Origin of the sequence: Phenylobacterium sp. (assembly GCF_041916435.1) — a bacterium.
Classification (GTDB): domain Bacteria; phylum Pseudomonadota; class Alphaproteobacteria; order Caulobacterales; family Caulobacteraceae; genus Phenylobacterium.
The window spans coordinates 25,346-48,471 of record NZ_JAYRZM010000001.1; the positions used below are offsets into that span (position 1 = coordinate 25,346).

Genomic DNA, 23,126 nt, shown 5'->3' on the forward strand with positions numbered 1-23,126 from the left:
GGTCTGACAGCCGTGCGACAGCGGCCGCCGGGCGCGACGGGCTCTGTCCTTGGGGGCGCGCGCCGGCCGGGCGGGTTCATTCTCCTCCCCTTCTGGGGGAGGTGGACTGCGACTCATCTGGGCGTGTTCCGAGCCCAAGAGTCAAAGTCCCCCTCAGTCCCTTCGGGACAGCTCCCCCAGGAGGGGAGCATCTGGAGGGCGTGCGTCCGCTTCCCTGGGAGCGCTTCGCCCATCCCTCATCGTCTTCCCCGGGCTTGTCCCGGGGATCCATGGGGCGGCTGGCCTGTGAGCGGGCTGGCGCGGCGTCCACCGTCACCACCAGACGGGCGGCGATCGGGGGTGCGCTCGTTTTCCCTCTCCCCTTGCGGGAGAGGGTGGCCCGGCGGAGCCGGGTCGGGTGAGGGGTCGTGCTGGTCTATCCGCTCTTCAGGCTGAACGGTTGGGCGTCGGCGGAGGGTTTTGAGAGACCCCTCATCCGACCTTCCTCCGGAAGGCCACCTTCTCCCGCAAGGGGAGAAGGATCGAGACCCTCGGCTTGGCCCAAATCGTTCGCCGGCAGGCCAAGGTCCTGGCGGACGCGGGCGATGGCGGCCTCGACGGGACCGGTGGCGAGGCGCTCGAAGAGGACCTCGTCCTCGATCAGGGCGTCGAGGGATTCCAGCAGCGCCTCGGCCTCGTCTTCGCGCCCGTCGGTCTCGGCCCAGATCTCGCGCCAGACGGCGGTGCGCACCTGTTCGGCGCGCTGTTCGTTGCGGCGTTCGACCTCGATGCGGCGAATGCGGGCCACCTCGCCCTGCTCGCGGGCGAGCCTGGACTCCAGCGCCAGGGTCAGGCGCACGGTGCGGGCGATGCGATGGAAGGCGAGCGCCAGGCCCTCGGCCTCACCAACGCTCTCCACCTTGCCGACTGTGAGGGGACAGATGGTCTCGGAGTCGCGGGATGAGGCGGGACAAGGTGGGACGTCATGGGACGAAACCCAAGGCGCGCAACGGGTTGTGGCGTCTGAGGGGGCGATCGGGACGCGGCGGGCGTTGTCCCGCCGGAACCGCCAGGGCGCGCGCGTTGCGGCGTTCTAGACAGTCGAAACCGGAGGGCGGGTTAGACACCGCCTTCGCGTTCGAAGTGGCTTCGAAGGGCAGACGCGCCCGCGTCACGCGAACCATTGTCGGGAAAGGGTTTGAACGGTCTCGAACACGGTCAAATGGGCCGCTGCGGACGCGGTCGATCGGCGCGCGGTGGCCGTGCTTCGTGCGCTGATCTGGGAGGTGAACTGGGAATAGGCGGCCCCAGTTAGATGCGCCGTTCCCGGTTCAGAAAACTCACAACAGATACAGCATGTTGCGGGAATTTTCAGCTTGCGCCGTTGCCGCGAGAGCCTTGTGCGAAGTGGGAAGCAGTTCGGGACCAGGAAGCAGAGCGCTCAGCTAACACCCTGGCTGTTCAGCGGCGCGGGGACGAGGTCCTCTAGTTCGCTGACGGGCTATCTGCAGCCAAGCTGCATTCGCGGCGGATGATGCCGCCATTCCAAATCTCATCGCCCTTGTCCGTCAGCATGCCGACGACCTCGCCGTTGTCGACGACGAAAAGAAAGGGCCGAGTTCCCGTGTAGGCGCCGTAGGAGTTCTTAGCGTTGATCGAATAGCAGATCGCCGCCCCTGCCCAAGAACGCCAGACGTCCGGGTGGACGACAGCCCGGCGAGGCCCTCGGGTTACTGTCTTCACCGCTGACATTGGGTCCTTGAGATAGCCCTCAAGGTAGCGGTCGACCGCGCCTTGCCAGTCTCCTGCAGCGCCTGGCATCAGCATCGTAACGCCGGGCACGTCCAAGTCTTCAGCGCCTGCGGCCATGCTGTTCGTGATGTTCGACATTGGGGCTGCATCTTGTGCCGCCAGAGCAGTCGCGGGCATGAAAAGCAGCGCGGCAGCAGCAGAAATCGCCTTCAAGGTTGCGCTCCGACTAGGCGACAGCGGGGAGTCTTCACACCCGCTGAACGACTGAAAGGACGTGACCAATTACCTGAAGTTTAGCGAGGTCATCACCGCGAACAACCTCCGGGGGATACGCCTCGTTGTCGGAGATCAGCAGCAGGCCGTCCGTAGATCGCCGGAAGCGCTTCACACGAGCCTCACCGCCGAGCACGAACGCGAACACCGCGTCGAACGGCTCAGTCTCGGCCTCGTCGATAATCACCCAAGCGCGGTCGGCGATCGTCGGCTCCATGGAATCGCCCCGAGCAATCAGCACCGCGAGGTTCGAAGCCGACTGCCGCCCCAGTTGATCCCTCACGAAGCTCGTCGTGAACGGCACGTCCTCGACCTTGCGCCTACCGTCATTCCAAGCCCCGGCTCCTGCCGCCAAGTGTGCGTCATACCTCGGGATTTTCACCAAGTCGTGGCTCCCTGGCCCTTCGCCCCGGCCGTAGACGAGCCAGTCGAGGGTCACGTTCAGGCCGTCGGCCATCCGCGCCACAATGTCGAGCCGCGGCCCCGCTGTACCGCCGGCTGACAGGTACTTCGAGACGGTCGCCTGGGGCAGGCCGATCCGGTGCGCGAAGGCTGTGATCTTCTCGGGGAACATCGCCTCCCGCGCTCGCCGGGAGAAACCCTCGTAGTCAAAATCGCTAGCGAATGTGTCCATGCGATCACGCTCGGCGAAGCCGGCTTGAACGATCCGCACGTTCGTGTATCAGTTGTTCACGAACGTGATCAAACTGACTCGAACGTGATTATGGCGGCCCAGAAGAACGGCAGTCGGCGCAAGCGCTGGCACCCCGAGGAGATCAAGGCGGCCGTGCGCATGAAGGGCACGACCCTGAGCAAGCTCGCGACCGACAACGACCAGCACGACAGCGTCTGTCGTGCAGCCCTCATCCGTCCGTGCGCTGTGGGCGAGCGGATCATCTCCAGCTTTCTGAACGTCTCCCTTCATGAGCTTTGGCCGGATCGGTATGCGCCGGACGGCCGACGCCTCTCGCTCCGTCACGTTCGTGATGAAGATACGGCTGGTCGTGCTGAGCCCCAACGTCAATTCGCTGGAGCCCGTTAGACATGGGCGCCCAGGGTAGAGCGAAGGACGCTGGTGCCGCTCAGAGCGGCGAAATGGGACGCGCGAACGCTGCGACGACCCCGAATCGATCAGTGAACGAGGCCGCCGCGTGGGCGGCGCTTCCCCTTGATCTGATCGACGTGCCGCCACGGCTTCGGCCGGTGGAAGCGGCGGCGGTCGCGAACATGGCGGTGGCGATCCAGGAGAGCGGCTTCACGAGCACGATCCTGGTCCGGCCCCAATCCGGCGAAGAGGACACGACCCGCTATGAGCTTGTGGCGGGCGCCCACCGCCTAGCGGCGATGCGCCAGCTTGGCCGCCCCACCATTCCGGCCACCGTGCGCATCCTGACTGACGACGAGGCTCTGCAGGTCGAGATCGACGAGAACCTCGTCCGGCGCGATCTCACGCCGCTGGAACGGGCGGAGATGTTGGAGGCGCGCTTCTCTGTCTGGGCGCGACGGTTCCCGCACCTCGTCGCCGGCGACGAGGGCGGCGCGCGGCCGAAGCGCGGACGGCCGAGTAATTCCGTCAAAATGACGGAGTTTCTCGGCGGCGCCCCAGCCACCATGGGCTTCGCCGAAGGCACCGCCGCAGAGCTGGGCCTCTCCAAGAGCACCGTCGAACGCGCCTGGCGCACGGTCTCGGGCGTGCCCGCGCCCCTTCGTCAGCGCCTTCGTGGCACCTGGGTCGCGAAGAGCGAGGGCGCGCTGCGCCAGCTCGCGGGCGTCGCCGACGCGAAGCTGCAGGCGAAGACAGCCGACGTCCTCCTGAGCGGCAAGACCAAGTCGGTCGCCGACGCCCTGGCCTATGCGTCGGGCTCCGCGCCCGCGAAGCCGGCGGCGACGCCGGTGAGCGAGCTTCAAGCGGCCTTCGACAAGCTTTGGAAGGCGGCTTCGGCCAGCGAGCGGGCGGCGGTCATCGAGAGCCTCGCGACCCGGCAACTGCCGGGCGGCTGGGCGCTGATCCCGTCCGATGCGCCGGAGTTCGCGGCCTATCGCGAGCGCGTCGATCCGACGCCTGAAGCGACCGACGACGACCTGCTGCAGGGGCTCGGCGATGAATAGGCGGGGACTGGCCCATGGCTAAGGACCGCCGCGACGACCAGACCGGCGACCTGTTCGACGTCGCCCACATGTTCCCGGTGGAAGCGCCGCGCGACATGCTGCGCTCGCTGGACCTGAAGCGGCAGATCGCCCGCGACATGGGCCGCGCCCTGCGCGAGTGCGGCAAGACCGCTGAAGTCGTCGCCGCCGAGATGACGGAACTGCTTGGCGGCGAGGACGAAGACCTCGTCACCCGCGGCCAGCTCTACGCCTACACGGCCGAGAGCCGCACCAGCCACACGATCAGCATCGTGCGGTGGGTCGCCTTCGTGCGGGCGACCGGCTGCACCTGGCTGTGGGGCAGCCTCCTGCGTGACGAGGGCATGATCGTGCTGGAGGGCGAGCAGGCGCTGCTGGCCCAGGCCACCCAGGCCGAGAAGCTCGCCCAGCACTACGCCGACCAGGCCAAGGCCCTGCGCAAGCGCGCGCCTCTCGAAATCAAGGTCCCGAGGAAACGCTGATGACGGCAGGCCAGGGGAACCTCATCGCGAAGGAGTGGTGGTCGGCGCAGGAGCTCGCCGATCTCGCATTGCCGGGCATGCCGACGACGAAGCGGGGTGTGAACCAGCTCGCAAATGGGGCGGGATGGAACAACGCCTGCTGCGCACACCGAGGCGCGCTGTGCCGCCCGCGCAAGGGGCGCGGCGGCGGGTCGGAGTATCACTACAGCGTCCTACCGGAGAAGGCGCGCGCGGCGCTGCTGCTCCGCGCCGGCCGCCCAGCGGCGGCCGAGACCCAGCGGCCCGACCGGGCGGCGGCCTGGGCCCGCTGGGAGCGCACGCCCGACACGCTGAAGGCCGAGGGCAAGCGCCGGCTGGCCGTCCTCGACCAGGTCGAGCAGCTGGTCCGTTCCGGGATGAAGGTCTCCAAGGCGATCACGCTGGTCGTCGAGCGGGCCGGCGTGGAGGCCGCCCTGCGGGCGCGGCCCGCGCCGTTCTCGGAGAGCACCGTCTACGCCTGGATCGCCCGCGTCCGCGGCGTCCGGCGCGATGACCGGGTGGTGTACCTGACGCCCGACTACGTCGGCCGGACGACCACCAGCGAATGCGAGCCGGCGGTCTGGCGAGTGTTCAAGAACGACTACCTGCGGCCGCGCCGCTCGTTCGCCGCCGCCTACCGGCTCGCCTCGGACCATGCCCGCGAGCTGGGCGTCGAGATCCCCGCCTGCAAGACGCTGCAGCGCCGGCTGGAGCGCGAGGTCTGCCGCTCGACGATCGTGTTGCTGAAGGAGGGCGAAGAGGCCCACGCGCGCCTCTTCCCATGGATCGAGCGCGACGAGACCGGCTTCCACGCCATGGAGGCGGTCAACGTCGACGGCCACAAGTGGGACGTGATGGTGGACTTCGGCGACGGCAAGCCCGCGCGCCCGATGATGACCATGATCCAGGACGTCTACAGCCGCCGCGTCCTGGGCTGGCGGATCGCCCGCTCTGAGAATGCCGACGCGGTGCGCATGGCCTTCGCGGACGTGTTCCGCACCTACGGCATCCCGCGCCACTGCTTCTTCGACAACGGCAAGGCGTTCGCGTCGAAGTGGCTCACCGGCCAGACGCGGCACCGCTTCCGCTTCCAGGTGCGCGAGGACGACCAGATCGGCCTCCTGGTCCAGTTCGGCGTCGAGGTGCACTTCACCACGCCCTACTCGGGCCAGTCCAAGCCCATCGAACGCTCCTTCCGTGACCTGGAGGGCGAGATCGGCACGTCGGCCGAGTTCGAGGGCGCTTACGTCGGCAACAACCCGCTGAACAAGCCCGCCTCCTACCGCGAGGGCTACGGCGTGCCGCTGGAGGTCTTCGAGCAGGTCGTCGCCAACGGCATCCGCCGCCACAACGCCCGCCTCGGGCGCCGCACCAAGGCCGCGGGCGGCCGGCTCAGCTTCGACCAGGTCTTCGCCGAGAGCCTGAAGACCGCCCTGGTCGCCAAGCCCACCGATGAACAGATGCGCCAGGCGCTGCTCTGCGTCGAGGGGATGACGGTCCGCGGAAACGGCCACGGCCTGCAGCTGGCGGGCAACCGCTATTGGGCCGAGTTCTTGATCCAGCACGAAGGCCAGCGCGTCGCCGCCCGGTTCGACGCCGACGACCTTCACGCCGGCCTGCACGTCTACGACCTCAGCGGCGTCTATCTCGGCCTGGCCGAGTGCCTGGAGCCGATCGGCTTCGCCAACGCCGAGGAAGGCCGCGACTTCAAGCGCCTCGTGAAGCGCCAGGTGCGCGCCGCCAAGGAGCTGGCGCTGGCCGAACAGGACATGACCGCAGCCCAGCTCGCGCGTGTGACGCCGCAGCTGGCCGACCCCGATTTCGAAGACGGCTCGAACGTCGTTCCCGGCGTCTTCGGAAACCTCGCCCTGCGTCCGCAACCCGAACCCGAGGGCCTGTCGGAGGCCGAAGTCTTCGACTTCCACGCCCGCGCGCTCCGGAAGATCGCGGCCGCCGAGTGAGCAAAGCAAAGGCCCGCCGGCGGCAACCGGCGAGCCCGAAAAGTGCAGTCTACAAAGGAGTTCTACATGAACATCGACCACGGGAAAAGAACCTGGTCCGACGGTGAGCTGGAGGAGCTTAGGCAGCTCCTGCGCAGCCACATGGCCGAGGCGTCGATCATCCAGGCGCAGGTCTCTCGCGGCAGCGGCGTGGCGTCGGCGACGCTCAGCCAGTTCCTCTCGGGCAGCTACGCCGGCGACAACATGAAGATAGCCAGCCAGCTCGCTCGCTGGTTGGACGCGCGCCACCGCGAAGCCGAGGTGCTGGAGACCGCGCCGCCCGAGCCGACCTTCGTCATGACGCCCACGGCGACGAGGGTGATGACCGCCCTGCAGCACGCCCAGGTGCTCGGCGACATGGCGCTGATCGTCGGCGCGCCCGGCGTCGGCAAGAGCGCCGCGGCGCGCCAGTACGCGGCCAAGACGCCGCGCGTGGTCACCGCCACCGCCTCGCCGGCGGTGCGGTCGGTGAGCGCGATCCTCGCGACGATCATCACCGCCATCAGTGGGCGCGCGCCTACCTATCGCGTGCGTATCGAGTGCACGAACTCCATCCGCCAGAACCTGTCCGCCGGCTGGCTCCTGGTGGTCGACGAAGCCCAGTGGTGCGACTTCGAGGCGTTGGAGGAGCTGCGCGCCATCCACGACGCCACCAAGTGCGGCCTGGTGCTGATGGGCAACGCCTCGGTCCTCTCGCGCATCGAGGGCGCCGCCCGCGACCCGGCCTACGCCCAGCTGTTCGGCCGGGCCGGCTGGCGGGTGAGGCTCGACCGCAGCGATCTCGCCGATGTGGCGCCGGTGCTGGAGACCATGGGCGTCACCTCGCCCGAGGTGGTCGACTACTGCAAGCAGATCGCCGGGCGGGACAGCCTGCGCGTCGTCATCAAGGTCGTCCGGGGCGCGCTGATGGTCAGCCGCGGCGCCCGCGAAGACCTCAACCCCCATCACCTCGCCGCCGCCTACCGTCTGCTCGGCGGCACGGCGCAGCGCGCCTGACCGTGGAGCCCAAGCACATGTCCACTTCCCTCGACAAGGCCCGCCTGGGGGCCAGCGCCGCCCGCCAAATCCGCGCCCAGATGCGCGCCGGCGTCCTCACCCAGCCCGAACTCGACCGGCTGATGAAGCAGGTGGAGGCCGGCTTCGAACAGATGATGGGGCCGGCGCCCGTGCTGCCGAGGTCGCGCACGCCGTTCACCGTGATCCGTGGAGACCGGCCGTGAAGGGGCCGCTGCGCCGCTGGCTGGCCTTCCTGCGCGTCGTGCACGGCCGCCGCCCGCTCATCGTCACCCGCCACAACCGCGCGCCCGTCGGCGCCGCCTCTGGAGACCTGTCATGACCGAAGTCGCCACCCAGCCGGTGACCGTCGAAGCCGCCCTTGCCGAGGGCCGCGAGGACGTCAACGGCAAGACCTATCTCGTCGGCATGAAGGGCGAACTGGTCCCCCAGGAGATCATCAGCGCCCAAGACCTGCTGATGGACGAGACGGTGCGGAAGATCTTCTTCTACGCCCGCGAACTCTCCGACCAGGTCGCGCGCTTCAAGAAGCACACCGCCGACGACATCTACGCCCACCTGGCGCTGCTCGCCCAGGAATACGGCGTGGTGCGCGGCGGGCCGAAGGGCAACGTCATGCTGATCAGCCATGACGGCCTGAAGCAGATCAAGGTCCGCACCGCCGATCGGGTGACGTTCGGCCCCGAGCTGCAAGCGGCCAAGGCGCTGGTCGACGAGTGCCTGCGGGACTGGTCGGCCGACGCCGTGGCCGAGCTGCGCGGCTTCGTGACGACGGCCTTCCAGGTGGACAAGCAGGGCGACGTGAGCCCGGCGCGCATGTTCGCCCTGCTGCGCCACAACAGCACCGACGAACGGTGGCAGCGCGCCATGCGCGCGATCCGCGACAGCATCCGGCCGATCGGCACCAAGGAGTACTTCAACTTCTACCAGCGCGCGTCGCATGGCGCGCCCTGGACCGCCGTCACCATCGACCTGGCGGCCGCGTGATGGGCGTCGTGATCCGCATGCCCAAGCCGGCCGCCAGCACGTCCGCCCCGCGTCTGCGGGCGGAGGTCAACTGGCGGCTGATGCTCGTCCTGGCGGCGAACGTGGCGGCCTGGGCGCTGATGTTCGGCGGCTTCGCGGCCCTCTGCGGCGGGGGGAAGTGATGGCCTTGAACGACGCCCAGGTGGTCACGCTCTCCCGCGCTTCGGTGCTGATCAGCCGCCACTGCGGGGTGCTCTCCGAGTTCGAGCTGGAGACGGTGGCGAACGTCGGCGCCCGCTTCCTGCGCCATGGCCGCGAAGCGGCGACGACCGAGGCCGAGTGGGCGGTCGTCGAGGCGTCCGTCGAGGCCATGGCGCAGGCGCAGACGGCGAGGACGGGCCAATGATCATCCGTTGCGCCCTGATCCTGCGGATCGCCGCGGAGGACGCCGGTCTGCCCGTGCGCGACCTGGTCGCCGACAAGCGCGACGAACCGACCGCGCTCGCGCGGCACCGCGCCTTCTACCTGGCGCGGACGCTGCGCGCCGACCTGAGCCTGCCCCAGATCGGCCGGCACATGGGCGGGCGCGATCACACCACCGTCCTTCATGGCGTCCGCCGGATCGCCGAGCGGGTCGTCAACGACACGGACGGCGAGGCGCGCCGCATGGAGCGCCTGCGGGCGCGCCTCGTGCTCGCGGCCTCGATGGACGTGCCGACCAACGACCTCGTGAGCGCGCTGGACGCCGCCATCGAGGCCGCCGAGTTCCGGCTGGCCGCGGTGCGCGAAGCGCGCGCCAAGATCGCCGAGGGGTTCTGATGGCGCGCGACGCTCTCACCCCCGCCGAACGCACGGCGATCGACGCGGCCGTGAAGGCCGGGAAGGTCACCGTGCTTCCGTCTGGCCCGGCCGCCGGCCTGTCGCCCCTGGAGGCCGTCCACGGCGCGGTTCCGCCTCGCGAGCCCAAGCCCTGGCGGGAGGGCAACAAGGCGTTCCACGTGCTCGCGCACCGGCATGCCAAGGGCGGCGGGGGGCGGTCATGAGCGAGCATGTGATCGCCACCGAGAGCCTCGCCAAGCGCACCGTCGGCGTGCGCTTCGACCCCGACACCATCGACGAGATCCGCGCAGTGGCGAGCCGCCACCGGATCAAGATCAGCGAGGCCGTGCGGATGCTGGTCGAGTGGGGCCTGGAGAGCCAGGAGGACCCGTCGTGAGCCGCACCGCCCGGCAGTCCGGCGTGACGCCCTGGAGGCCCGCGCACCGCGAAATCTTCCGCCTCGCCAACGACGACTGGACGCCGCCCACCCAGGTGAAGGTGATGATCTCGGCCGGCGGCCAGACCATCACGTTCAAGGGCACCTTCCGCCAGCCGAACGGCGGCGAGGTGGCGATGAAGACGCGCTGCAGGCGCATGCGCGACGGCAGCGTCGAGATCGCCGAGGAGACCCTGTCCTTCCGCTTCTTCGTCCGGAGCGAGAAGCCCACCCAGGGTGGTGGGGCGGCCGCCGGAACCGCTGGGCGCACGGACGTCGAACCCATCGCGAACGGAGGTGCAACGTGATCACCGCCAAGTCCATCGCCGTCGCACACTGCGACTGCGGTAACGTCCACATCGCCCTGTTCGACGCCGAGGGGGCCGAGGTGGCGCGCGCCACCCTGCCGCCGATCGAAGCCAGCGAGTTCGTTGGCGAGATCGCGACGGCGATCGAGGCGGCCGTCGACGTCCAGTTGGCCCGACGGAGGCCGAACTGATGGGCCACCGCACACCCGAACCTGCGCTCGAAGCTGCGCTAGTCGCCTTCCAGGAAGGTGACGAGGCCCGGCTCCAAGCGCGCCTCGATGGCGAATATGAAGGCGACCTCCCAGCGATGCTGGCCGCGGCCTGGAGCCTCGGCGCGAAGGTCGTCGCCAACATGGCGGCGGGCAGGCACGTGTGCCGCGTCTGCGGCTGTTGGCAGCTCGCGGCCTGCGACGACGGTTGCTGGTGGGTCGAGGACGACCTCTGCAGCAGCTGCGACCCGGCCGAGGACGCCTGATGACAGCCTGGTCGGACACCGCGCGCAGGACGATCGAGGCAGTGGCCGCGACCCTGCCGGATCAGATGACGCTGAAGGCGCGCAAGGCGGCGATCGACGCGGCCTATCCGTTCGGCCCGCGCTCACACTGGCCCTATCGGGCGTGGTGCAAGGCCCGCAGGGCGTACCTCGCGAACTTCGACCGCAATGGGGTGCGCCTGGCGCACGCGCGGCCGACCGGCCTGGAGCACCTGCCGCGCGATCCCAAGACCGGGAGGCCGATGATATGAGCCGTCGTCTCTCCGTGTGCAGCCGCGATCCCAGGGCGGGGCCTGGATCATGTACGTGGTGGTGGGACGGATGCCCGCCGAAGGTTCGCGACTGTCATCAACGCCGCAGGTCGGCGCTTGTCTCGGAGCTGCAAGCGCGGTTCCGCGCCTTGATCAGCGTCGATCCCTTCACCAACGGCGCGCCGTACTTCGCCGCTCTCGATCATCTCCGCGCCGAGGCGATGATCGCTGATGAGGCGCTGTCGTGAACCCCGCCCGCCGCGCCATGCTCGCCAAGGTGCATCTGGCCGCCAAGGAGCTGGGGCTGGACGAGGAGACGCGCCGGGACGTGCTGGAGCGCGTCACCGGCCACCGATCGGCCGGCGACTGCTCGGACGACCAGCTCGACCAGGTGCTTGGAGAGTTCAAGCGGCAGGGCTGGAAGCCGAAGGTCATCCAGGGCGGCGGGCCCACCGCGTCGCGCCCTTCGAAGGGCTTTCAAAGGGCCGCCGATCACGCCGTCGCCCGGAAGGCGCGGGCCATGTGGATTTCGCTCCACCAGCTCGGCGTCGTGCGCGATCCGTCCGAACGGTCCCTCGAAGCCTTCGCCAAGCGCCAGCTCGGCGTGGAGCGCCTGCAGTGGGCGGACCAGGGCCAGGGCTACCGCCTGATCGAGGCGCTCAAGGCGATGGCCGAGAAGGCCGGCTGGTCGCAAGACCTGGCCGGGATCAAGCCGCAGCGGCATGTGCGCACCCTCAAGCTGCGCCTAGTCAACGCCCAGCTGGAGAAGCTCGGCCTGCCGTTCCTGAACAGCCATGGCCTGGGCGAGGCGGAACTCGACGCCATGGCGCGCGAGCTGGCGATCGCCATCCACGAGGCCGGCGCGCCATGAGCCCGGCGGACCTCTTCACCTGGCGCGAGGAAGCCGACGCCGCCCAGGCGGTGGCCGCGGCCGAAGCGCTGCGCGCGCTCGCAGAGCGCAAGCGCCGGGTCGCCCCGCATGGAGAGGTCCGCAACCGCCAGGCGCGGCTGGAGGCGGCCACCGCCGCCGCGCTCCGCGCAGAGGTGGAGCTGGAGCGGGTGCAGCGGGAGGAGCGCCCGTGAGCCTGCCGGGCATCCTGGGCGAGATCGAAGCCGTCGCCGGCGTCAAGGTGGCGCTGAAGTTCGCGCAGCGGTTCGGAGGGACGGACATCAAGCTCTCCGCCGCCGAAGGGTCAGCCTTGTGCGAGGCCCTGGGTGCGGAGGCGGCGCAGCTGATCGTCCAAGCGCTCGGCCACGGCCGCGTGACTGTCCCCATGGCGAATGTGCGCGGCCAGCGTGGCCGACGCGCAGCGGTGGCGCAGCTCGTCGAGAAGGGCCTTTCGGCCCGTGACGCGGCGCTGGCCTGCGACGTCCACGAGCGGACGGTCTGGCGGGTGAAGGCCGATCTGAAGCACCCAAAGCAGCCCACGTTCTTCGACGACGACTGACAGCTGTCAGGGGCTATGCGGATGGCCGGCTCAGCCATGCTGCTCACGACATTTCGCCCGGCGCAAGGCCGGGATTTCTCGTGGGACCGCCGCAGCCTTGACCGACCCGATCGCCATCACCGCCGAGCGCCTGCGCCTCGTGTGCCCGCGGCTGACCGCCGACCAGGCCGAGGTCCACGCCCAGGCGCTGGAGGCCGCCCGGCCGATCGCCTCGCTCAACATGGCGGCGCGCGTCCGCCACTTCGTCGCGCAGTGCGCCCATGAGACGGGACAGTTCCGCCGGCTGACCGAGAACCTCAACTACCGCGATCCAGCCGCCCTGGACCGGCTCTTCAGAGCGGTGCGCGGCCAACAGGACGCGCGCATGTTGATCGCGCAGGGGCCGCAGGCCATCGCCAACAGGGTCTACGCCGATCGGGGCGGCAACGGCGACGAACAGTCCGGTGACGGCTGGCGCTATCGTGGCCGGGGCTATCTGCAGATCACGCTGCACGACAACTACGCCCAGATGGAGCAGGTTTCGCGCCTTCCGCTCAAGGCGCATCCGGAGCTGCTGGAAGACCCCCACAACGCCGCCGTCGCCGCCGCGCACTTCTGGCGTTGGCACGGCATCAACGGGACCGCGGATCGGGACGACACTCGCGCCGTCACCGCCCACATCAACCCGGCGCTGGCCGGTCTCGACGATCGCATCGCCATGGTCGGCCTGGCCCGGAAGGTCTGGCCGTGAAGGACCTCGATCTGTTCGACGACGAGCGCTGGACCACGTTCCGGCGCTTCTGGCGCGGCGGCTGGCGATCGACGGCCGCCTGGGTGTGCGTGGCCGCCTTGGGCGTCAACGGCGTCTTCCTGCCCCTGAGCCGCGTGTTCGGCGTCCAGATCGAGGCGATCGACTGGCAGGGCATGGCTGTGTTCGCAGCCACCATCGCCTCGCTCGCCGTCTTCCGCAGCCGCGACCTTGAACACGGAGTGACTACGTGAACGTCCGCATCTTCCTGGCCCTGGCCAGCGCCGCCGTGACGATCGCGGCCGGCCTGGGCTTCACCTCCCAGCTCAAGCGCGCCGACCACCTGGCGTCCGAGGTGGCCAAGCAGGAGGCGTGCGTCGCCTCGGTCGAGGGGCGCAAGGGGGCCAAGCCCGCCGCCCAGGTCTGCGCCAAGCCGATCGCCGAGGCCGACCGCCTGGCCGACCAGGCCCTGCAGTGCGAGGCCGAGCTGAAGGCCAACGTCACCAAGGCCGACGGCAAGGAAGTCACCGCCACCAACGGCGTCGGCGTCATGGCCGCCTGCCTGCCTCAGGTGCAGCGCCTGTTCGGCCAGAGCCTGGCCAACGCCTCCACCATCCTCGACCTGCGCGGCCAGATCGCCGTGGTCGAGCGCGACCGCAACAGCGCCGTCGCCCGCGCCGAGGCGCGGGGCCGCGCCCTAGCCAAAAGGGACCTCCATGCCCAAGCAGTACGCGAGAGTGCGCCTCTCGATAGCGACGGCCTGCGCGCTTACGATGCTGAGCGCCTGCGCCAGCGATTCGAAGCCGACCCGCCTGTCGCACCCTGACGCGGCCCTGACGGTCCGCACCAAGCGCGAGCTGGTCTGTCCCGCCGAGGTGCTGCTCGACCTGCCGCCGCGCGCCGATCCCGCGCCCGGCGCGGACCTGCGCGCCAATGCCGAGGCCGACGACTACCTGGACGACAAGGACGGCCGCGAAGACCTCCTGGAGGCCCGGCTGCGCGACGCCAAGACCGCCTGCGCCAAGGCCGCCGAGGCGCGATGAGCGACGACTTGGACCTCGCCCAGCGCCATGAGGAGTTCCGCCGGGGCCACGCGCTCAGCGCGGCGCAGGCGCGGGCCCGCCAGGTGCTGGGGCCGGCAGCGCCAAACGCCTGCGTCGACTGCGGCGACGACATCGACGAGGAGCGCCGCGCGGCGGCTCCTGCGGCCCGTCGCTGCCTGACCTGCCAAGAGGCGCTTGAGCGCCGCCAACGCCTGCATTCGGGGGCCTGTTCGTGACGACCGCTCAGTTCATCGGGATGACCCCGGCCATCGTCGCCGCGGCGTGCGCCCTGTTCGTCGCCTGGCGCAACGGAAAGTGGCGGGAGACCGACGAGGCCAAGGCGCTGATCAAGCGCATGGGCGAGGTCGAGGGCCGCGTCGATAAGGTCGAAGGCCGGGTCGGGACGCTGGAGGACGATATCTCTGACCTGCCGACCAAGGCGGACATCGCGCGCCTGGAGGGCGAGCTGAAGACGGTGGGCAACGACGTGCGCGCCGCCAACGCCGGCATCGACCGTATCGAGGGCTTCTTCCTTGCCAAGGGCGTGGGGCAGTCCTGATGAACAGCTTTGCGGAACACCTCGCCGCCGATCGGCGCCTGGTCATCCTCCGCCTCCTCGTGGAAGCCCGCGGCGAGGCCGGCGAGAGCGCTCTGGAGAAGGGGCTCCTGATGCTCGGCCATCGCGCCGGCGTCGATCGCCAGGCGGTGCTGGACGACCTGGCGCTGCTGGCCGACGAAGAGCGCGAATGCGTGGTGTTGGATCGGTACGACGGCGCGGGCGGGACCGTGACCATCGCCGCGATCACCAAGCGCGGCGTCGCCGTGGCCGAGGGCCGCATCAGCGTGAAGGGCGTCGCCAGCCCCTCGCTCGGGCGCTGATCGATGGCGGGCAAGCCTTCCAGCATCGACCGGCTGCCGCAGGAGGTGCGCGACGCGATCGCCGCGCTGCGGCGCAACGGCCGCACCATCGACGAAATCCTCGACCACCTGCAGCGGCTGGACGTCGAGGTCTCGCGATCGGCGCTGGGGCGGCACGTGAAGAGCCTCGCGGAGATCGGCGAGAGCATGCGGCGCGCCGAGACCATGGCGCGCTTCATCGTCGACAAGTTCGGCGAGGACGCCGACGAACGGGTCGGCCGGGCGAACATGCGCATCCTGCAGGGCGCGCTCCTGGAGATCCTCACCGAGGACCGGGTCGACGAGGACGGCAACCCGATCACCCTGACCGCGGGCGAAGCCAAGGAGCTGTCGCTCTCGCTGCAGCGCCTGGTCTCGGCCCAACGCATGGATGCGGAGCGCCAGCTGCGCCTGAAGGCCGAGGCCCGCGCCGAGGCCGTGCGGGAGGCCGCCAAGGCGGTCGACACGCTCGGCAAGCGCCTGGGGTGGTCGGCCGACACAGCGCAGACCGTCCGCGCGCAGATCCTCGGCGTCAGGACGGACCAGGTCTCCGCCAATGTCACACCGACCGGGGGCTGACGTGGAACCCGCGCCGATCGCCGTGGACGAGGACGACGGCCGCGCCACCCGCGCGGCCGAAATCGTCGAGACGCCCAAGGTCACCCAGGCCGTCCTGGACGCGGTCTCGCTGCTCGGCGCGCAGGGTGTGTTCCACGAGTACCAGAAGCGAGCGATCGCCCTGTCGCACCAGGTCGAGCTGCTGGTGGTCGAGAAAAGCCGGCGCGTCGGCATCACCTGGGCCTTCGCCGGCGACGACGTGATCACCTCGGCGACGGCGCGGGGCCAGGGCGGCGACGACACGCTCTACATCTCCTACAGCCAGGACATGGCGCGGGAGTACATCGAAGCGTGCGCCGGCTTCGCGAAGGCGTTCATGGGCATCGACGCCCACGTCGGCGAGTTCATGTTCGACGACGAGATCTCGGGCAAGGACGAGACCCGGCAGATCAAGGCCTTCCGGATCGACTTCGCCTCAGGCTTCTCCATCCAGGCCCTGTCGAGCGCCCCGCGCTCGCTGCGCGGCAAGCAGGGCCGGGTGCGGATCGACGAGGGCGCTTTCGTCAACAGCCTCGACGAGCTGGTCAAGGCGGCCATGGCGCTCGTCATGCTCGGCGGCTCTGTGGTGATCATGTCGTCGCACAACGGCGTCGACAGCGAGTTCAACAAGATCATCCAGCGCATCCGGGCCGGCGAGCAGGAAGGCCGGGTCCTGACCATCACCTTCCAGGACGCGATCGCGGACGGCATGTACGAGCGCATCGCGAAGATTCGTGGTTTGGAGCTGACGCCGAAGGCCCGCGACGCCTGGGTCGCGAAGATCTACAAGCTCTACGGCGCCCACGCCTCCGAGGAACTGGACTGCATCCCCTCCAAGGGCACCGGCTCCTGGCTGACGTTCGACGAGATCGAGCGGGCGGAAGACCCGGCCGTGAAGGTGCTTCGATTGGCGTTCGAAGACGCCTTCACCTTCCAGCCGGACCACCTGCGCCAGGCCGCCATCCGCGAGTGGTGCGAGGCGTTCCTCCTGCCGGAGATCCTGAAGCTCACCGCCCATGACGTCCTGGGCGTCGGCGGCGACTTCGCGCGCATCACCGACCTGTCGGAGATCTGGCCGCTCATCGAGGCGCAGGACCGCAGCCTTCGCACGCCTTTCGTCGTCGAGATGCGCAACGTGCCGTTCACCGAGCAGGAGTTCGTCTGGAAATTCCTGCTGAGCCGGCTGCGCCGCTGGCGTGCGGCGATCGACGCCCAGGGGAACGGCCTCTATCTCGCCGAGCGTCTGGTGCAGGCCTTCGGCTCGCGCGTATCCGCCGTCGCCAACACGAACGCCAGCTGGTGGCGTGAGCACGGCCCGCCGGTCAAGCAGCGCTTCCAGGACGACCGTATCTCGATCCCCAGGGACAGCGACATCGCGGCCGACCTTCGCGCGGTGAAAGTCGAAGGTGGGGTGCCGACGATCCCCAAGGAACGGAACACGGCCAAGGGCGAGGACGCCGCCCTGGCGAAGGCCGGGGCCAAGCGCCACGCGGACGCCGCCGTCGCGCTGGTGATGGCGGTGTTCGCGATCCGCCAGGGCGTCGCGGGCGAGATCGACTTCCGCTCCACCGGCTCGGCGCTGCCGCCGAGCACCCTGCAGATCGAAGACCGCGGCTTCGGCGTCGCCGCCTCCGAGCTTTCCTTGAACGGGTACTGACATGGCCGACGACACGCCCACGAAGCCCGACCTGAACGAGATCGCGACCTCGGCCGACGGGCGGGACATCACCCGGCCGTACTTCGGGCCGCTCCTCGATCCCAGCGACAGCGTGCTTCGGAGCCTCGGCTCCCGCTGGGAGGCCTATCGCGAGATCCGCCGCGACGGCCAGGTGCACTCCACCTTCCAGCAGCGCCGGCTGGCGATCATCTCCCGCCCGCTCGTCGTCGAGCCGGGAGCGAAGGACGCCAAGAGCGTGGCGGCCGCCAAGCAGCTGCAGGCGAACCTGGAAGCCATCGCCTACGACCGTGCGACCAAGGGCATGAGCTGGGGCTTCTTCTACGGCTTCAGCGTCGGCGAGTGCATGTGGGCGATCCGCGACGGCAAGGTCTGGCTGGACACCGTGAAGGTCCGCACGCCCTGGCGCTTCCGGTTCACGCCCAAGGGCGAACTGCGCCTGCTCACCCGCGCCGCGGCGTTCGACGGCGAGCAGCTGCCCGCGCGCAAGTTCTGGGTCATGTCGTCCGGTGCGGACAACGACGACGATCCGTACGGCCTCGGCCTGGCGCACCACCTCTACTGGCCGGTCTACTTCAAGAAGAACGGCCTGGCCTTCTGGCTGCGCGCCCTTGAGAAGTTCGGCTCTCCCACCGCCGTTGGAACCTACGAGCCGGGCACGTCGCTGGAGGACCAGCGCAAGCTGCTCGCTGCGGCCATGGCGATCCGGATCGACGGCGCGGTGATCAAGCCGGCCGGCACGCTGCTGGAGCTGCTGGAGGCCACCCGCGGCACCGTCGACCAGGCGACCTTCCAGAGGTTGATGGCCGGCGAGATCTCGAAGATCGTCCTCGGCCAGACAATGACCACCGACGACGGCGCGTCGCTCGCCCAGGGCCAGGTGCACTTCGACGTGCGCGAGGAGCTGACCGACGCCGACGTCGAAGAGCTGTGCGAGAGCTTCCAGCAGGGCCCAGCGCGGTGGCTGACCGAGTGGAACTTCCCCGGCGCGGCGATCCCCATCCTGCGCCGGCCCAGCCCCGAGGACGCGGAGCGGGCGTCGAAGCTGCGCAAGGAAGGCGCGGAGGAGCTGAGGACCATGGACAGCGCCGGCTACGAGCCGGACGAGGTCACCCTCGCGGCCCGCTTTCCGGGATGGCGCAAGAAGGCGGCGTCGCCAGCCGCGCCGGAACAGCTCGGCCACAACGGGGGACCGCCGTTGGACCCTGCCTTCGCGGAGGCGGCCGCCGGCGATCCGATCGAGGCGTTCGTCGAGGGCCTGGACTGGGAGCCGCTCGTCGCGCCGGTCGTCGATCGCGTGACGGAGCTGGTCCGCAGCGCGCCCTCCCTTGAGGTCGCCGCCGAGCGTCTGGCCGCCCTGTTCGCCGAGCCCGCGCCGGGCGTGGAGGCGATCGCCCGCGCCGTCTTCCAGGCGCGTCTCGCCGGCGAGGGCGGGCTCGCGCCTTCCGATCGGGAGGCCGGCGACCAGGCGGCCGAGGGCTGAGCATGCCCGAGCTGGTCTTCGAACCCCGCACGCCGGCCGAGGCCGTCGACTACCTGGAGCGCAAGTCGGTCGGCGGGCGCTTCTCGTTCGACTGGCGCGACGTCTGGCGCGAGGAGCACCTGAACAGCTTCGTCGTCGCCAAGGCGATGCAGGCCGACCTCCTGGCCGACATCCATGGGGGCCTGACCGCGGCGCTGCGCGACGGCTGGACCAGCGAGCGCTTCATCCAGGAGCTGACGCCGATGCTCCAGGCCAGGGGCTGGTGGGGGAAGAAGCGGATGGTCGACCCGGCGACGGGCGAGGAACGCCTGGTCACGTTGGGCACGCCGCGCCGGCTGCGGGTGATCTTCGACACGAACATGCGCATGGCGCACTCGGCCGGTCGCTGGGAGCGCTTCATGCGCTCGGCGAAGACGCGGCCGTTCGGCGTCTATCACCACACCCCGCAGGAGCACCCGCGCGAGCAGCACCAGGCGTGGGACGGGATCACGCTGCCCTGGACGCATGCCTTCTGGCGCACGCACTACACGCCGAACGGCTGGGGCTGTAAGTGCTACACCACCTCGGCGCGCCAGGCGCAGGTCACCAGCGAAGACGAGCTGAAGCGCCGCGGCGTCTACGACCAGGTTCCCTGGACCAACAAGCGCACTGGCGAAACGACGATGGTCCCGAAGGGGATCGACAAGGGCTTCGACTACAACGTCGGCCAGGCGCGCCTCTCCGGCCTGGCGCCGCCCCTCATGCCCGAACCCCAGCGCGGCTATGTCCAGGGCGATCGCCAGCCGCGCGCGCTCCCGCCGCTTCGCGTGGCTCGACCGCTGCCGGCGGACGTGAAGGTGCGGCCGGACCTCGCGGCCGATCCGGTGGCCGTCTTCGAAGCCATGTCGAAGGTGATCGGCAAGGGCGAGGGCGAGGTCTTCATCGACCGCGCCCAGGTTCCGCTGGTGGTCGGTCGGCGCATGTTCGAGCAGCACGACCAGGCCGGCGAGCCGATCGGCTCGAAGCCCGGCCTGGGCTCCCGCGCCGAGCTGGCGGAGATCTTCGGCGCGACGCTGCGCGACCCGGACGAGATCTGGATGTCGCTGCAGCAACGGGATGATGGGACCTCGGTCATGGTCCGCACCTTCATCGCGGCCTTCGACGCGACGCAGGACGTCGGCCGCCAGCTTTTCGTGCTCGCCTTTCATGAGGGCGCCCAGCGCGGCGTCTGGATGGGGACGACGGCCTTCGGGCCGGGCAAGCGCGGAAAGCCCCGCACCCAGGAGGCGGCGACCAGCCAGGGCTTCCGGATCGGCACGCTTGTCTACAGGCGAAAATGAAAGAGGCCCGCGCGGGGCGACCGCCGGGCCTCGTTGGCGCTGCTCTGGAGCCCGTCGCCGGGGGCGACAGCGCATCCTCAATATGCGCTCCGGGGGTTTCGATTTCAACTGGGCCGCCAGGGCGCTCAGGAGCCCCAGGAGCGGCGCTCCGCCTCTGTGGCGCGAGGCGACCCCCTCTCGGCCGTCCTGCCCCCTTTGAAGGCGTTCGAAGCGCGTTTGAAACTACGAGCTAAGCGCGGCCACGACGAATTCCACGGGGTCCTTGAGGTAGATGCGCTGAGGTGCCTCCGCCTGGGCACCAATGATCACAGCACACCCGTTGCCTCGGTCTTCGACCGCAATGACTAGCTCCGGGTTCACATAGATGGGGCCGGATGCGCCGTTGCACTTCACGAACTTCGCCATCGATCCCTCCCCAGCGCCTGACAACTGTCAGGGGCTACGGCCCGCCTGACGCAATCCACAGTGACGCTCAACACGGCGGTCGTCCAGAGGCGACCGCGGACCCGTCCGAAGAGTCGTCACGTTCATGCTCGACACCATCCAGGCCTTCAAAGCCGGCAAGCACCGCGCCATCGACGGCCGGTTCTACGAGTTCTCCGAGGCCGACGTCGCCGCGATCGCCGCCGGCTACGACCCGTCGCTGCAGGCCGCGCCGATCGTGCTCGGCCACCCGAAGACCGACGATCCCGCCTGGGGCTGGGTGAAGGGCCTCTCGGTCCAGGACGGCCACCTGGTCGCCGAGACCGAGCGCGTGGACCAGGCGTTCGCCGAGGGCGTCGACGCCGGCCGATACCGCTACGTCTCCGCCGCCTTCTACGCTCCGCAGGACGCGGCCAACCCCAAGCCCGGCAGCTGGTATCTGCGCCACGTCGGCTACCTGGGCGCCACGCCGCCGGCGGTGAAGGGCCTGCAGCCGGCGTTCGCCGCCGGAGCGGGCGAGTTCGTGGCCTTCGGCTCGGCGGACGGCTTCTGGGTGAAGGACGTGCTGCGGGGCATCCGCGACTTCTTCATCGAGAAGTTCAGCCTGGAAGAGGCCGACCGGGTTATCCCCTCCTACGCGATCGACAACATCGAGCGCGAGGAGGACCGCCCGGCCTTCGCCGAAGCCGGCGCCGAGAGCATCGCCGCCTCGGATGACGCCGGCACCGTCCAGGGCGCCGCCGGCGCGGACACGGTCGAGGGCGCCGCCGCAGACGACCGCCTCGCCGAACGCGAGGCCGCCCTGCAGGCCCGTGAGGCCACCGTCGCCCAGCGAGAGGCCGCCTTCGCCGAGACGGCCCGCACCGACGCCCGCGCTGAAGACGCCGCCTACCTCGACGGCCTGGTCGCCGCCGGCCGCTTGCCGCCGGCTCAGCGCGACCGTGTCGCCGCCATCTTCGCGCGGCTTGGGGGCGACCAAACCGTCGCCTTCGCCGAGGCGGACGCCGATCCGCGCGCCGAGCTGCGCGGGCTGCTCGACGGCCTGGGAACGTCCATCGCCTTCGCCGAGGTCTCGGCCGGCGACGGCTTCGACGCCACGAGCGCGGACGCCGCGCCGCAGATCGCCAGCCGGATCGAGGAGATCCGCGCAGAGGCGGCCGGCCGCGGCGAGCACCTTTCCTATTCCCAGGCGGCCGCCCGCCTCGGCCGCTGACTTCAGCTCCCAAGAGGACCCTAAACGCTCATGCGCACGCTCCCCGCCATCCCGCTGACCGCCGGCGCCGCGATCGCTCCGCGCCGGTACGTCAAGTTCAGCGCCGACCGAACCGTCATCCAGGCCACGGCGGCCACTGATGCGATCATCGGTGTCTCCGACAGCCTGGGCGCCGCCGCCCAGGGCGACCGCGTCGAGGTCTACGTCCTCGGCGCCGAGCTGGAGGTCGAGGCCGGCGGCAACATCACGCGGGGCGACGAACTCACCTCGGACGCCAACGGCAAGGCGGTCGCCGCCGCGCCGGCCGCCGGTGCGACGTGCCGCACCGCGGGTGTCGCGATGGGCTCGTACGTCGCCGGCGACGTGGCCGAGTACCTGGCCGCGCCGGGGTCGAAGACCACGCCCGCGTAACCCTGACCCGACAACCACACTAGGACCCTGACGCCCATGGCCGACGCGCCTTTTCCGATCCACCCGACCTACACGGGGATCGCCCTCGCTTACAAAAACGAGGAGATGATCGCCGACCAGGTGCTGCCCCTCGCCACGCCCGTGGCGAAGAAGGAGTTCACCTACTACGAGTACCCGGTCGAAGAGGCGCTGACCGTGCCGGACACGGCGATCGGCCGCCGCTCGGAAGCCAACACCATCGAGGTGACCGCGACCGAAGAGACCGCCAAGACGGCGCCCTACGCCCTCTCGGACCTGGTCCCGAACGACGACGTGACCAATGCGCCGGAGGGCTACGATCCGCTGGCCCATGCGACCGAGACGGTCACCGACCTGATGGTGCTCGCGCGGGAAGTCCGCGTGTCCAACCTGGTCTTCGCCGCGGGCACCTACGCCGCCGGCAACAAGGTGCAGCTGGCCGGCACCGATCAGTGGTCGGACTTCGACAACTCCGATCCGTTCCAGGACCTCTGGGACGCCCTCGACGTGCCGCTGATGCGGCCGAACATGGCGGTCTTCGGCCAGCCGGTGTGGAACAAGCTGGCCACCCACCCGAAGATCATCTCGGCGCTCTATGGCTCGGCCTCGACGATCGGCAAGGCGCGCAAGGAAGACCTGGCCGACCGCCTGGAGATCAACCGGGTCATCGTCGGCAAGGCTCGTGTGAACACCGCCAAGAAGGGCCAGGCCGCCGTCCTGTCGCGCACCTGGGGCAAGCACGCCTCGCTGCTCTACATCAACCCGCTCGCCAACAACGAGCGCGGCCTGACCTTCGGCATGACCGTGCCCAAGGGCCAGCGCCGGGCGACCCGAGTCATCCCCGAGCCCAAGATCGGCATCGGCGGCTCGCAGCGGGTCCAGGTCGAGGAGGAGCTGAAAGAGCTGATCGTCGCGACCAGCTGCGGCTACTTCTTCCAGGACGCGGTGGCCTGA

Annotated in this window: 37 protein-coding genes; 33 read left to right on the forward strand and 4 right to left on the reverse strand. The window is 69.9% G+C overall.

What is annotated here, in order from left to right; all coding sequences use genetic code 11:
- Positions 1-415: 415 nt before the first annotated feature.
- The 3 genes from ACE3TA_RS00110 to ACE3TA_RS00120 all read right to left on the reverse strand — a co-directional run bounded on the left by ACE3TA_RS00110 (position 416) and on the right by ACE3TA_RS00120 (position 2,677).
- The gene (locus tag ACE3TA_RS00110; protein WP_374569645.1) at positions 416-898 is read right to left on the reverse strand and encodes a hypothetical protein; all 483 of its coding nucleotides are present in this window, start codon (positions 896-898) and stop codon (positions 416-418) included.
- Positions 899-1,464: 566 nt separating this feature from the next.
- Entirely contained in the window at positions 1,465-1,944 is a 480-nt protein-coding gene (locus ACE3TA_RS00115; protein ID WP_374569646.1) for a hypothetical protein, read from the reverse strand.
- A gap of 34 nt (positions 1,945-1,978) precedes the next feature.
- Positions 1,979-2,677, reverse strand: a complete 699-nt coding sequence (locus tag ACE3TA_RS00120) for a S24 family peptidase (protein WP_374569647.1) — start codon at positions 2,675-2,677, stop codon at positions 1,979-1,981.
- Here ACE3TA_RS00120 and ACE3TA_RS00125 point away from each other — a divergent pair.
- The 30 genes from ACE3TA_RS00125 (at position 2,663) to ACE3TA_RS00270 (ending at position 20,107) form a co-directional block, all read left to right on the forward strand.
- Complete coding sequence (locus ACE3TA_RS00125; RefSeq protein WP_374569648.1) at positions 2,663-3,046, forward strand: helix-turn-helix domain-containing protein; 384 nt, start codon at positions 2,663-2,665, stop codon at positions 3,044-3,046. The genes ACE3TA_RS00120 and ACE3TA_RS00125 overlap by 15 nt on opposite strands.
- Before the next feature lie 92 nt (positions 3,047-3,138).
- Positions 3,139-4,113: a ParB/RepB/Spo0J family partition protein gene (locus ACE3TA_RS00130; RefSeq protein ID WP_374569649.1), complete on the forward strand. Its 975-nt coding sequence runs from the start codon at positions 3,139-3,141 to the stop codon at positions 4,111-4,113.
- A gap of 14 nt (positions 4,114-4,127) precedes the next feature.
- The gene (locus ACE3TA_RS00135; protein WP_374569650.1) at positions 4,128-4,613 is read left to right on the forward strand and encodes a hypothetical protein; all 486 of its coding nucleotides are present in this window, start codon (positions 4,128-4,130) and stop codon (positions 4,611-4,613) included.
- Positions 4,613-6,592 carry a transposase domain-containing protein gene (locus ACE3TA_RS00140; protein ID WP_374569651.1) on the forward strand — a complete coding sequence of 660 codons (1,980 nt, stop codon included), beginning with the start codon at positions 4,613-4,615 and terminating at the stop codon, positions 6,590-6,592. Before ACE3TA_RS00135 ends, ACE3TA_RS00140 begins: the two co-directional genes overlap by 1 nt.
- Positions 6,593-6,658: 66 nt before the next feature.
- Positions 6,659-7,627: an AAA family ATPase gene (locus tag ACE3TA_RS00145; protein ID WP_374569652.1), complete on the forward strand. Its 969-nt coding sequence runs from the start codon at positions 6,659-6,661 to the stop codon at positions 7,625-7,627.
- 17 nt (positions 7,628-7,644) lie between these two features.
- Positions 7,645-7,851, forward strand: a complete 207-nt coding sequence (locus ACE3TA_RS00150; RefSeq protein WP_374569653.1) for a hypothetical protein — start codon at positions 7,645-7,647, stop codon at positions 7,849-7,851.
- A gap of 112 nt (positions 7,852-7,963) precedes the next feature.
- Positions 7,964-8,632 carry a DUF3164 family protein gene (locus ACE3TA_RS00155; protein WP_374569654.1) on the forward strand — a complete coding sequence of 223 codons (669 nt, stop codon included), beginning with the start codon at positions 7,964-7,966 and terminating at the stop codon, positions 8,630-8,632.
- Positions 8,632-8,793, forward strand: coding sequence for a hypothetical protein (locus ACE3TA_RS00160; RefSeq protein WP_374569655.1), 162 nt, complete (start codon positions 8,632-8,634; stop codon positions 8,791-8,793). The genes ACE3TA_RS00155 and ACE3TA_RS00160 overlap by 1 nt, the downstream gene beginning before the upstream one ends.
- Positions 8,793-9,017, forward strand: coding sequence for a hypothetical protein (locus ACE3TA_RS00165; RefSeq protein WP_374569656.1), 225 nt, complete (start codon positions 8,793-8,795; stop codon positions 9,015-9,017). Before ACE3TA_RS00160 ends, ACE3TA_RS00165 begins: the two co-directional genes overlap by 1 nt.
- Positions 9,014-9,430, forward strand: a complete 417-nt coding sequence (locus ACE3TA_RS00170; RefSeq protein WP_374569657.1) for a helix-turn-helix domain-containing protein — start codon at positions 9,014-9,016, stop codon at positions 9,428-9,430. The genes ACE3TA_RS00165 and ACE3TA_RS00170 overlap by 4 nt, the downstream gene beginning before the upstream one ends.
- Complete coding sequence (locus ACE3TA_RS00175) at positions 9,430-9,654, forward strand: hypothetical protein (RefSeq protein WP_374569658.1); 225 nt, start codon at positions 9,430-9,432, stop codon at positions 9,652-9,654. Before ACE3TA_RS00170 ends, ACE3TA_RS00175 begins: the two co-directional genes overlap by 1 nt.
- Positions 9,651-9,827, forward strand: coding sequence for a hypothetical protein (locus tag ACE3TA_RS00180; RefSeq protein ID WP_374569659.1), 177 nt, complete (start codon positions 9,651-9,653; stop codon positions 9,825-9,827). The genes ACE3TA_RS00175 and ACE3TA_RS00180 overlap by 4 nt, the downstream gene beginning before the upstream one ends.
- A complete protein-coding gene (locus tag ACE3TA_RS00185) occupies positions 9,824-10,174 on the forward strand; it encodes a hypothetical protein (RefSeq protein WP_374569660.1) in 351 nt (116 codons plus the stop codon). The genes ACE3TA_RS00180 and ACE3TA_RS00185 overlap by 4 nt, the downstream gene beginning before the upstream one ends.
- Positions 10,171-10,365, forward strand: coding sequence for a hypothetical protein (locus tag ACE3TA_RS00190; RefSeq protein WP_374569661.1), 195 nt, complete (start codon positions 10,171-10,173; stop codon positions 10,363-10,365). Before ACE3TA_RS00185 ends, ACE3TA_RS00190 begins: the two co-directional genes overlap by 4 nt.
- On the forward strand, positions 10,365-10,649 hold the full coding sequence (locus ACE3TA_RS00195) for a hypothetical protein (protein WP_374569662.1): 285 nt from the start codon (positions 10,365-10,367) through the stop codon (positions 10,647-10,649). The genes ACE3TA_RS00190 and ACE3TA_RS00195 overlap by 1 nt, the downstream gene beginning before the upstream one ends.
- Positions 10,649-10,918, forward strand: coding sequence for a hypothetical protein (locus tag ACE3TA_RS00200; RefSeq protein ID WP_374569663.1), 270 nt, complete (start codon positions 10,649-10,651; stop codon positions 10,916-10,918). The genes ACE3TA_RS00195 and ACE3TA_RS00200 overlap by 1 nt, the downstream gene beginning before the upstream one ends.
- A 244-nt stretch (positions 10,919-11,162) precedes the next feature.
- On the forward strand, positions 11,163-11,789 hold the full coding sequence (locus ACE3TA_RS00205; protein ID WP_374569664.1) for a gp16 family protein: 627 nt from the start codon (positions 11,163-11,165) through the stop codon (positions 11,787-11,789).
- Positions 11,786-12,001: a hypothetical protein gene (locus ACE3TA_RS00210; RefSeq protein WP_374569665.1), complete on the forward strand. Its 216-nt coding sequence runs from the start codon at positions 11,786-11,788 to the stop codon at positions 11,999-12,001. The genes ACE3TA_RS00205 and ACE3TA_RS00210 overlap by 4 nt, the downstream gene beginning before the upstream one ends.
- Positions 11,998-12,366, forward strand: coding sequence for a helix-turn-helix domain-containing protein (locus ACE3TA_RS00215; RefSeq protein ID WP_374569666.1), 369 nt, complete (start codon positions 11,998-12,000; stop codon positions 12,364-12,366). Before ACE3TA_RS00210 ends, ACE3TA_RS00215 begins: the two co-directional genes overlap by 4 nt.
- Before the next feature lie 97 nt (positions 12,367-12,463).
- The gene (locus ACE3TA_RS00220) at positions 12,464-13,096 is read left to right on the forward strand and encodes a glycoside hydrolase family 19 protein (RefSeq protein WP_374569667.1); all 633 of its coding nucleotides are present in this window, start codon (positions 12,464-12,466) and stop codon (positions 13,094-13,096) included.
- Positions 13,093-13,347, forward strand: a complete 255-nt coding sequence (locus ACE3TA_RS00225; protein WP_374569668.1) for a hypothetical protein — start codon at positions 13,093-13,095, stop codon at positions 13,345-13,347. Before ACE3TA_RS00220 ends, ACE3TA_RS00225 begins: the two co-directional genes overlap by 4 nt.
- On the forward strand, positions 13,344-13,919 hold the full coding sequence (locus ACE3TA_RS00230) for a hypothetical protein (protein ID WP_374569669.1): 576 nt from the start codon (positions 13,344-13,346) through the stop codon (positions 13,917-13,919). The genes ACE3TA_RS00225 and ACE3TA_RS00230 overlap by 4 nt, the downstream gene beginning before the upstream one ends.
- On the forward strand, positions 13,867-14,136 hold the full coding sequence (locus ACE3TA_RS00235) for a hypothetical protein (protein ID WP_374569670.1): 270 nt from the start codon (positions 13,867-13,869) through the stop codon (positions 14,134-14,136). Before ACE3TA_RS00230 ends, ACE3TA_RS00235 begins: the two co-directional genes overlap by 53 nt.
- Positions 14,133-14,372, forward strand: a complete 240-nt coding sequence (locus ACE3TA_RS00240; RefSeq protein WP_374569671.1) for a TraR/DksA C4-type zinc finger protein — start codon at positions 14,133-14,135, stop codon at positions 14,370-14,372. Before ACE3TA_RS00235 ends, ACE3TA_RS00240 begins: the two co-directional genes overlap by 4 nt.
- On the forward strand, positions 14,369-14,695 hold the full coding sequence (locus ACE3TA_RS00245) for a DUF2730 family protein (RefSeq protein WP_374569672.1): 327 nt from the start codon (positions 14,369-14,371) through the stop codon (positions 14,693-14,695). The genes ACE3TA_RS00240 and ACE3TA_RS00245 overlap by 4 nt, the downstream gene beginning before the upstream one ends.
- Positions 14,695-15,015, forward strand: a complete 321-nt coding sequence (locus ACE3TA_RS00250; RefSeq protein WP_374569673.1) for a hypothetical protein — start codon at positions 14,695-14,697, stop codon at positions 15,013-15,015. The genes ACE3TA_RS00245 and ACE3TA_RS00250 overlap by 1 nt, the downstream gene beginning before the upstream one ends.
- A gap of 3 nt (positions 15,016-15,018) precedes the next feature.
- Complete coding sequence (locus ACE3TA_RS00255) at positions 15,019-15,612, forward strand: phage protein Gp27 family protein (protein ID WP_374569674.1); 594 nt, start codon at positions 15,019-15,021, stop codon at positions 15,610-15,612.
- A gap of 1 nt (position 15,613) precedes the next feature.
- Positions 15,614-17,287 (forward strand): hypothetical protein, encoded by a 1,674-nt coding sequence (locus tag ACE3TA_RS00260; protein ID WP_374569675.1) that lies wholly within the window; start codon positions 15,614-15,616, stop codon positions 17,285-17,287.
- A 1-nt stretch (position 17,288) separates the two neighbouring features.
- Entirely contained in the window at positions 17,289-18,788 is a 1,500-nt protein-coding gene (locus ACE3TA_RS00265) for a DUF935 domain-containing protein (RefSeq protein WP_374569676.1), read from the forward strand.
- Between the two features lie 2 nt (positions 18,789-18,790).
- Positions 18,791-20,107 (forward strand): phage minor head protein, encoded by a 1,317-nt coding sequence (locus tag ACE3TA_RS00270; RefSeq protein WP_374569677.1) that lies wholly within the window; start codon positions 18,791-18,793, stop codon positions 20,105-20,107.
- Positions 20,108-20,329: 222 nt separating this feature from the next.
- Here ACE3TA_RS00270 and ACE3TA_RS00275 read toward each other — a convergent pair whose 3' ends face one another.
- Complete coding sequence (locus ACE3TA_RS00275) at positions 20,330-20,512, reverse strand: hypothetical protein (RefSeq protein ID WP_374569678.1); 183 nt, start codon at positions 20,510-20,512, stop codon at positions 20,330-20,332.
- A gap of 124 nt (positions 20,513-20,636) precedes the next feature.
- Here ACE3TA_RS00275 and ACE3TA_RS00280 point away from each other — a divergent pair, with 124 nt between their 5' ends.
- The 3 genes from ACE3TA_RS00280 to ACE3TA_RS00290 are packed head-to-tail and all read left to right on the forward strand — an operon-like array spanning position 20,637 to position 23,126.
- Positions 20,637-21,743, forward strand: a complete 1,107-nt coding sequence (locus ACE3TA_RS00280) for a hypothetical protein (RefSeq protein WP_374569679.1) — start codon at positions 20,637-20,639, stop codon at positions 21,741-21,743.
- Between the two features lie 30 nt (positions 21,744-21,773).
- Positions 21,774-22,154 carry a capsid cement protein gene (locus ACE3TA_RS00285; protein WP_374569680.1) on the forward strand — a complete coding sequence of 127 codons (381 nt, stop codon included), beginning with the start codon at positions 21,774-21,776 and terminating at the stop codon, positions 22,152-22,154.
- Between the two features lie 36 nt (positions 22,155-22,190).
- Positions 22,191-23,126 (forward strand): hypothetical protein, encoded by a 936-nt coding sequence (locus ACE3TA_RS00290; protein WP_374569681.1) that lies wholly within the window; start codon positions 22,191-22,193, stop codon positions 23,124-23,126.

Bases quoted from the DNA above. Each gene is read 5' to 3' on its own strand.
- ACE3TA_RS00150 (WP_374569653.1), top strand. From the start codon at position 7,645: ATGTCCACTTCCCTCGACAAGGCCCGCCTGGGGGCCAGCGCCGCCCGC.
- ACE3TA_RS00175 (WP_374569658.1), top strand. From the start codon at position 9,430: ATGGCGCGCGACGCTCTCACCCCCGCCGAACGCACGGCGATCGACGCG.
- ACE3TA_RS00265 (WP_374569676.1), top strand. From the start codon at position 17,289: ATGGCCGACGACACGCCCACGAAGCCCGACCTGAACGAGATCGCGACC.
- ACE3TA_RS00285 (WP_374569680.1), top strand. From the start codon at position 21,774: ATGCGCACGCTCCCCGCCATCCCGCTGACCGCCGGCGCCGCGATCGCT.
- ACE3TA_RS00160 (WP_374569655.1), top strand. From the start codon at position 8,632: ATGGGCGTCGTGATCCGCATGCCCAAGCCGGCCGCCAGCACGTCCGCC.
- ACE3TA_RS00170 (WP_374569657.1), top strand. From the start codon at position 9,014: ATGATCATCCGTTGCGCCCTGATCCTGCGGATCGCCGCGGAGGACGCC.
- ACE3TA_RS00240 (WP_374569671.1), top strand. From the start codon at position 14,133: ATGAGCGACGACTTGGACCTCGCCCAGCGCCATGAGGAGTTCCGCCGG.
- ACE3TA_RS00210 (WP_374569665.1), top strand. From the start codon at position 11,786: ATGAGCCCGGCGGACCTCTTCACCTGGCGCGAGGAAGCCGACGCCGCC.
- ACE3TA_RS00195 (WP_374569662.1), top strand. From the start codon at position 10,365: ATGGGCCACCGCACACCCGAACCTGCGCTCGAAGCTGCGCTAGTCGCC.
- ACE3TA_RS00145 (WP_374569652.1), top strand. From the start codon at position 6,659: ATGAACATCGACCACGGGAAAAGAACCTGGTCCGACGGTGAGCTGGAG.
- ACE3TA_RS00235 (WP_374569670.1), top strand. From the start codon at position 13,867: ATGCTGAGCGCCTGCGCCAGCGATTCGAAGCCGACCCGCCTGTCGCAC.
- ACE3TA_RS00250 (WP_374569673.1), top strand. From the start codon at position 14,695: ATGAACAGCTTTGCGGAACACCTCGCCGCCGATCGGCGCCTGGTCATC.
- ACE3TA_RS00165 (WP_374569656.1), top strand. From the start codon at position 8,793: ATGGCCTTGAACGACGCCCAGGTGGTCACGCTCTCCCGCGCTTCGGTG.
- ACE3TA_RS00270 (WP_374569677.1), top strand. From the start codon at position 18,791: ATGCCCGAGCTGGTCTTCGAACCCCGCACGCCGGCCGAGGCCGTCGAC.
- ACE3TA_RS00255 (WP_374569674.1), top strand. From the start codon at position 15,019: ATGGCGGGCAAGCCTTCCAGCATCGACCGGCTGCCGCAGGAGGTGCGC.
- ACE3TA_RS00155 (WP_374569654.1), top strand. From the start codon at position 7,964: ATGACCGAAGTCGCCACCCAGCCGGTGACCGTCGAAGCCGCCCTTGCC.
- ACE3TA_RS00135 (WP_374569650.1), top strand. From the start codon at position 4,128: ATGGCTAAGGACCGCCGCGACGACCAGACCGGCGACCTGTTCGACGTC.
- ACE3TA_RS00275 (WP_374569678.1), bottom strand. From the start codon at position 20,512: ATGGCGAAGTTCGTGAAGTGCAACGGCGCATCCGGCCCCATCTATGTG.
- ACE3TA_RS00200 (WP_374569663.1), top strand. From the start codon at position 10,649: ATGACAGCCTGGTCGGACACCGCGCGCAGGACGATCGAGGCAGTGGCC.
- ACE3TA_RS00140 (WP_374569651.1), top strand. From the start codon at position 4,613: ATGACGGCAGGCCAGGGGAACCTCATCGCGAAGGAGTGGTGGTCGGCG.
- ACE3TA_RS00290 (WP_374569681.1), top strand. From the start codon at position 22,191: ATGGCCGACGCGCCTTTTCCGATCCACCCGACCTACACGGGGATCGCC.
- ACE3TA_RS00180 (WP_374569659.1), top strand. From the start codon at position 9,651: ATGAGCGAGCATGTGATCGCCACCGAGAGCCTCGCCAAGCGCACCGTC.
- ACE3TA_RS00280 (WP_374569679.1), top strand. From the start codon at position 20,637: ATGCTCGACACCATCCAGGCCTTCAAAGCCGGCAAGCACCGCGCCATC.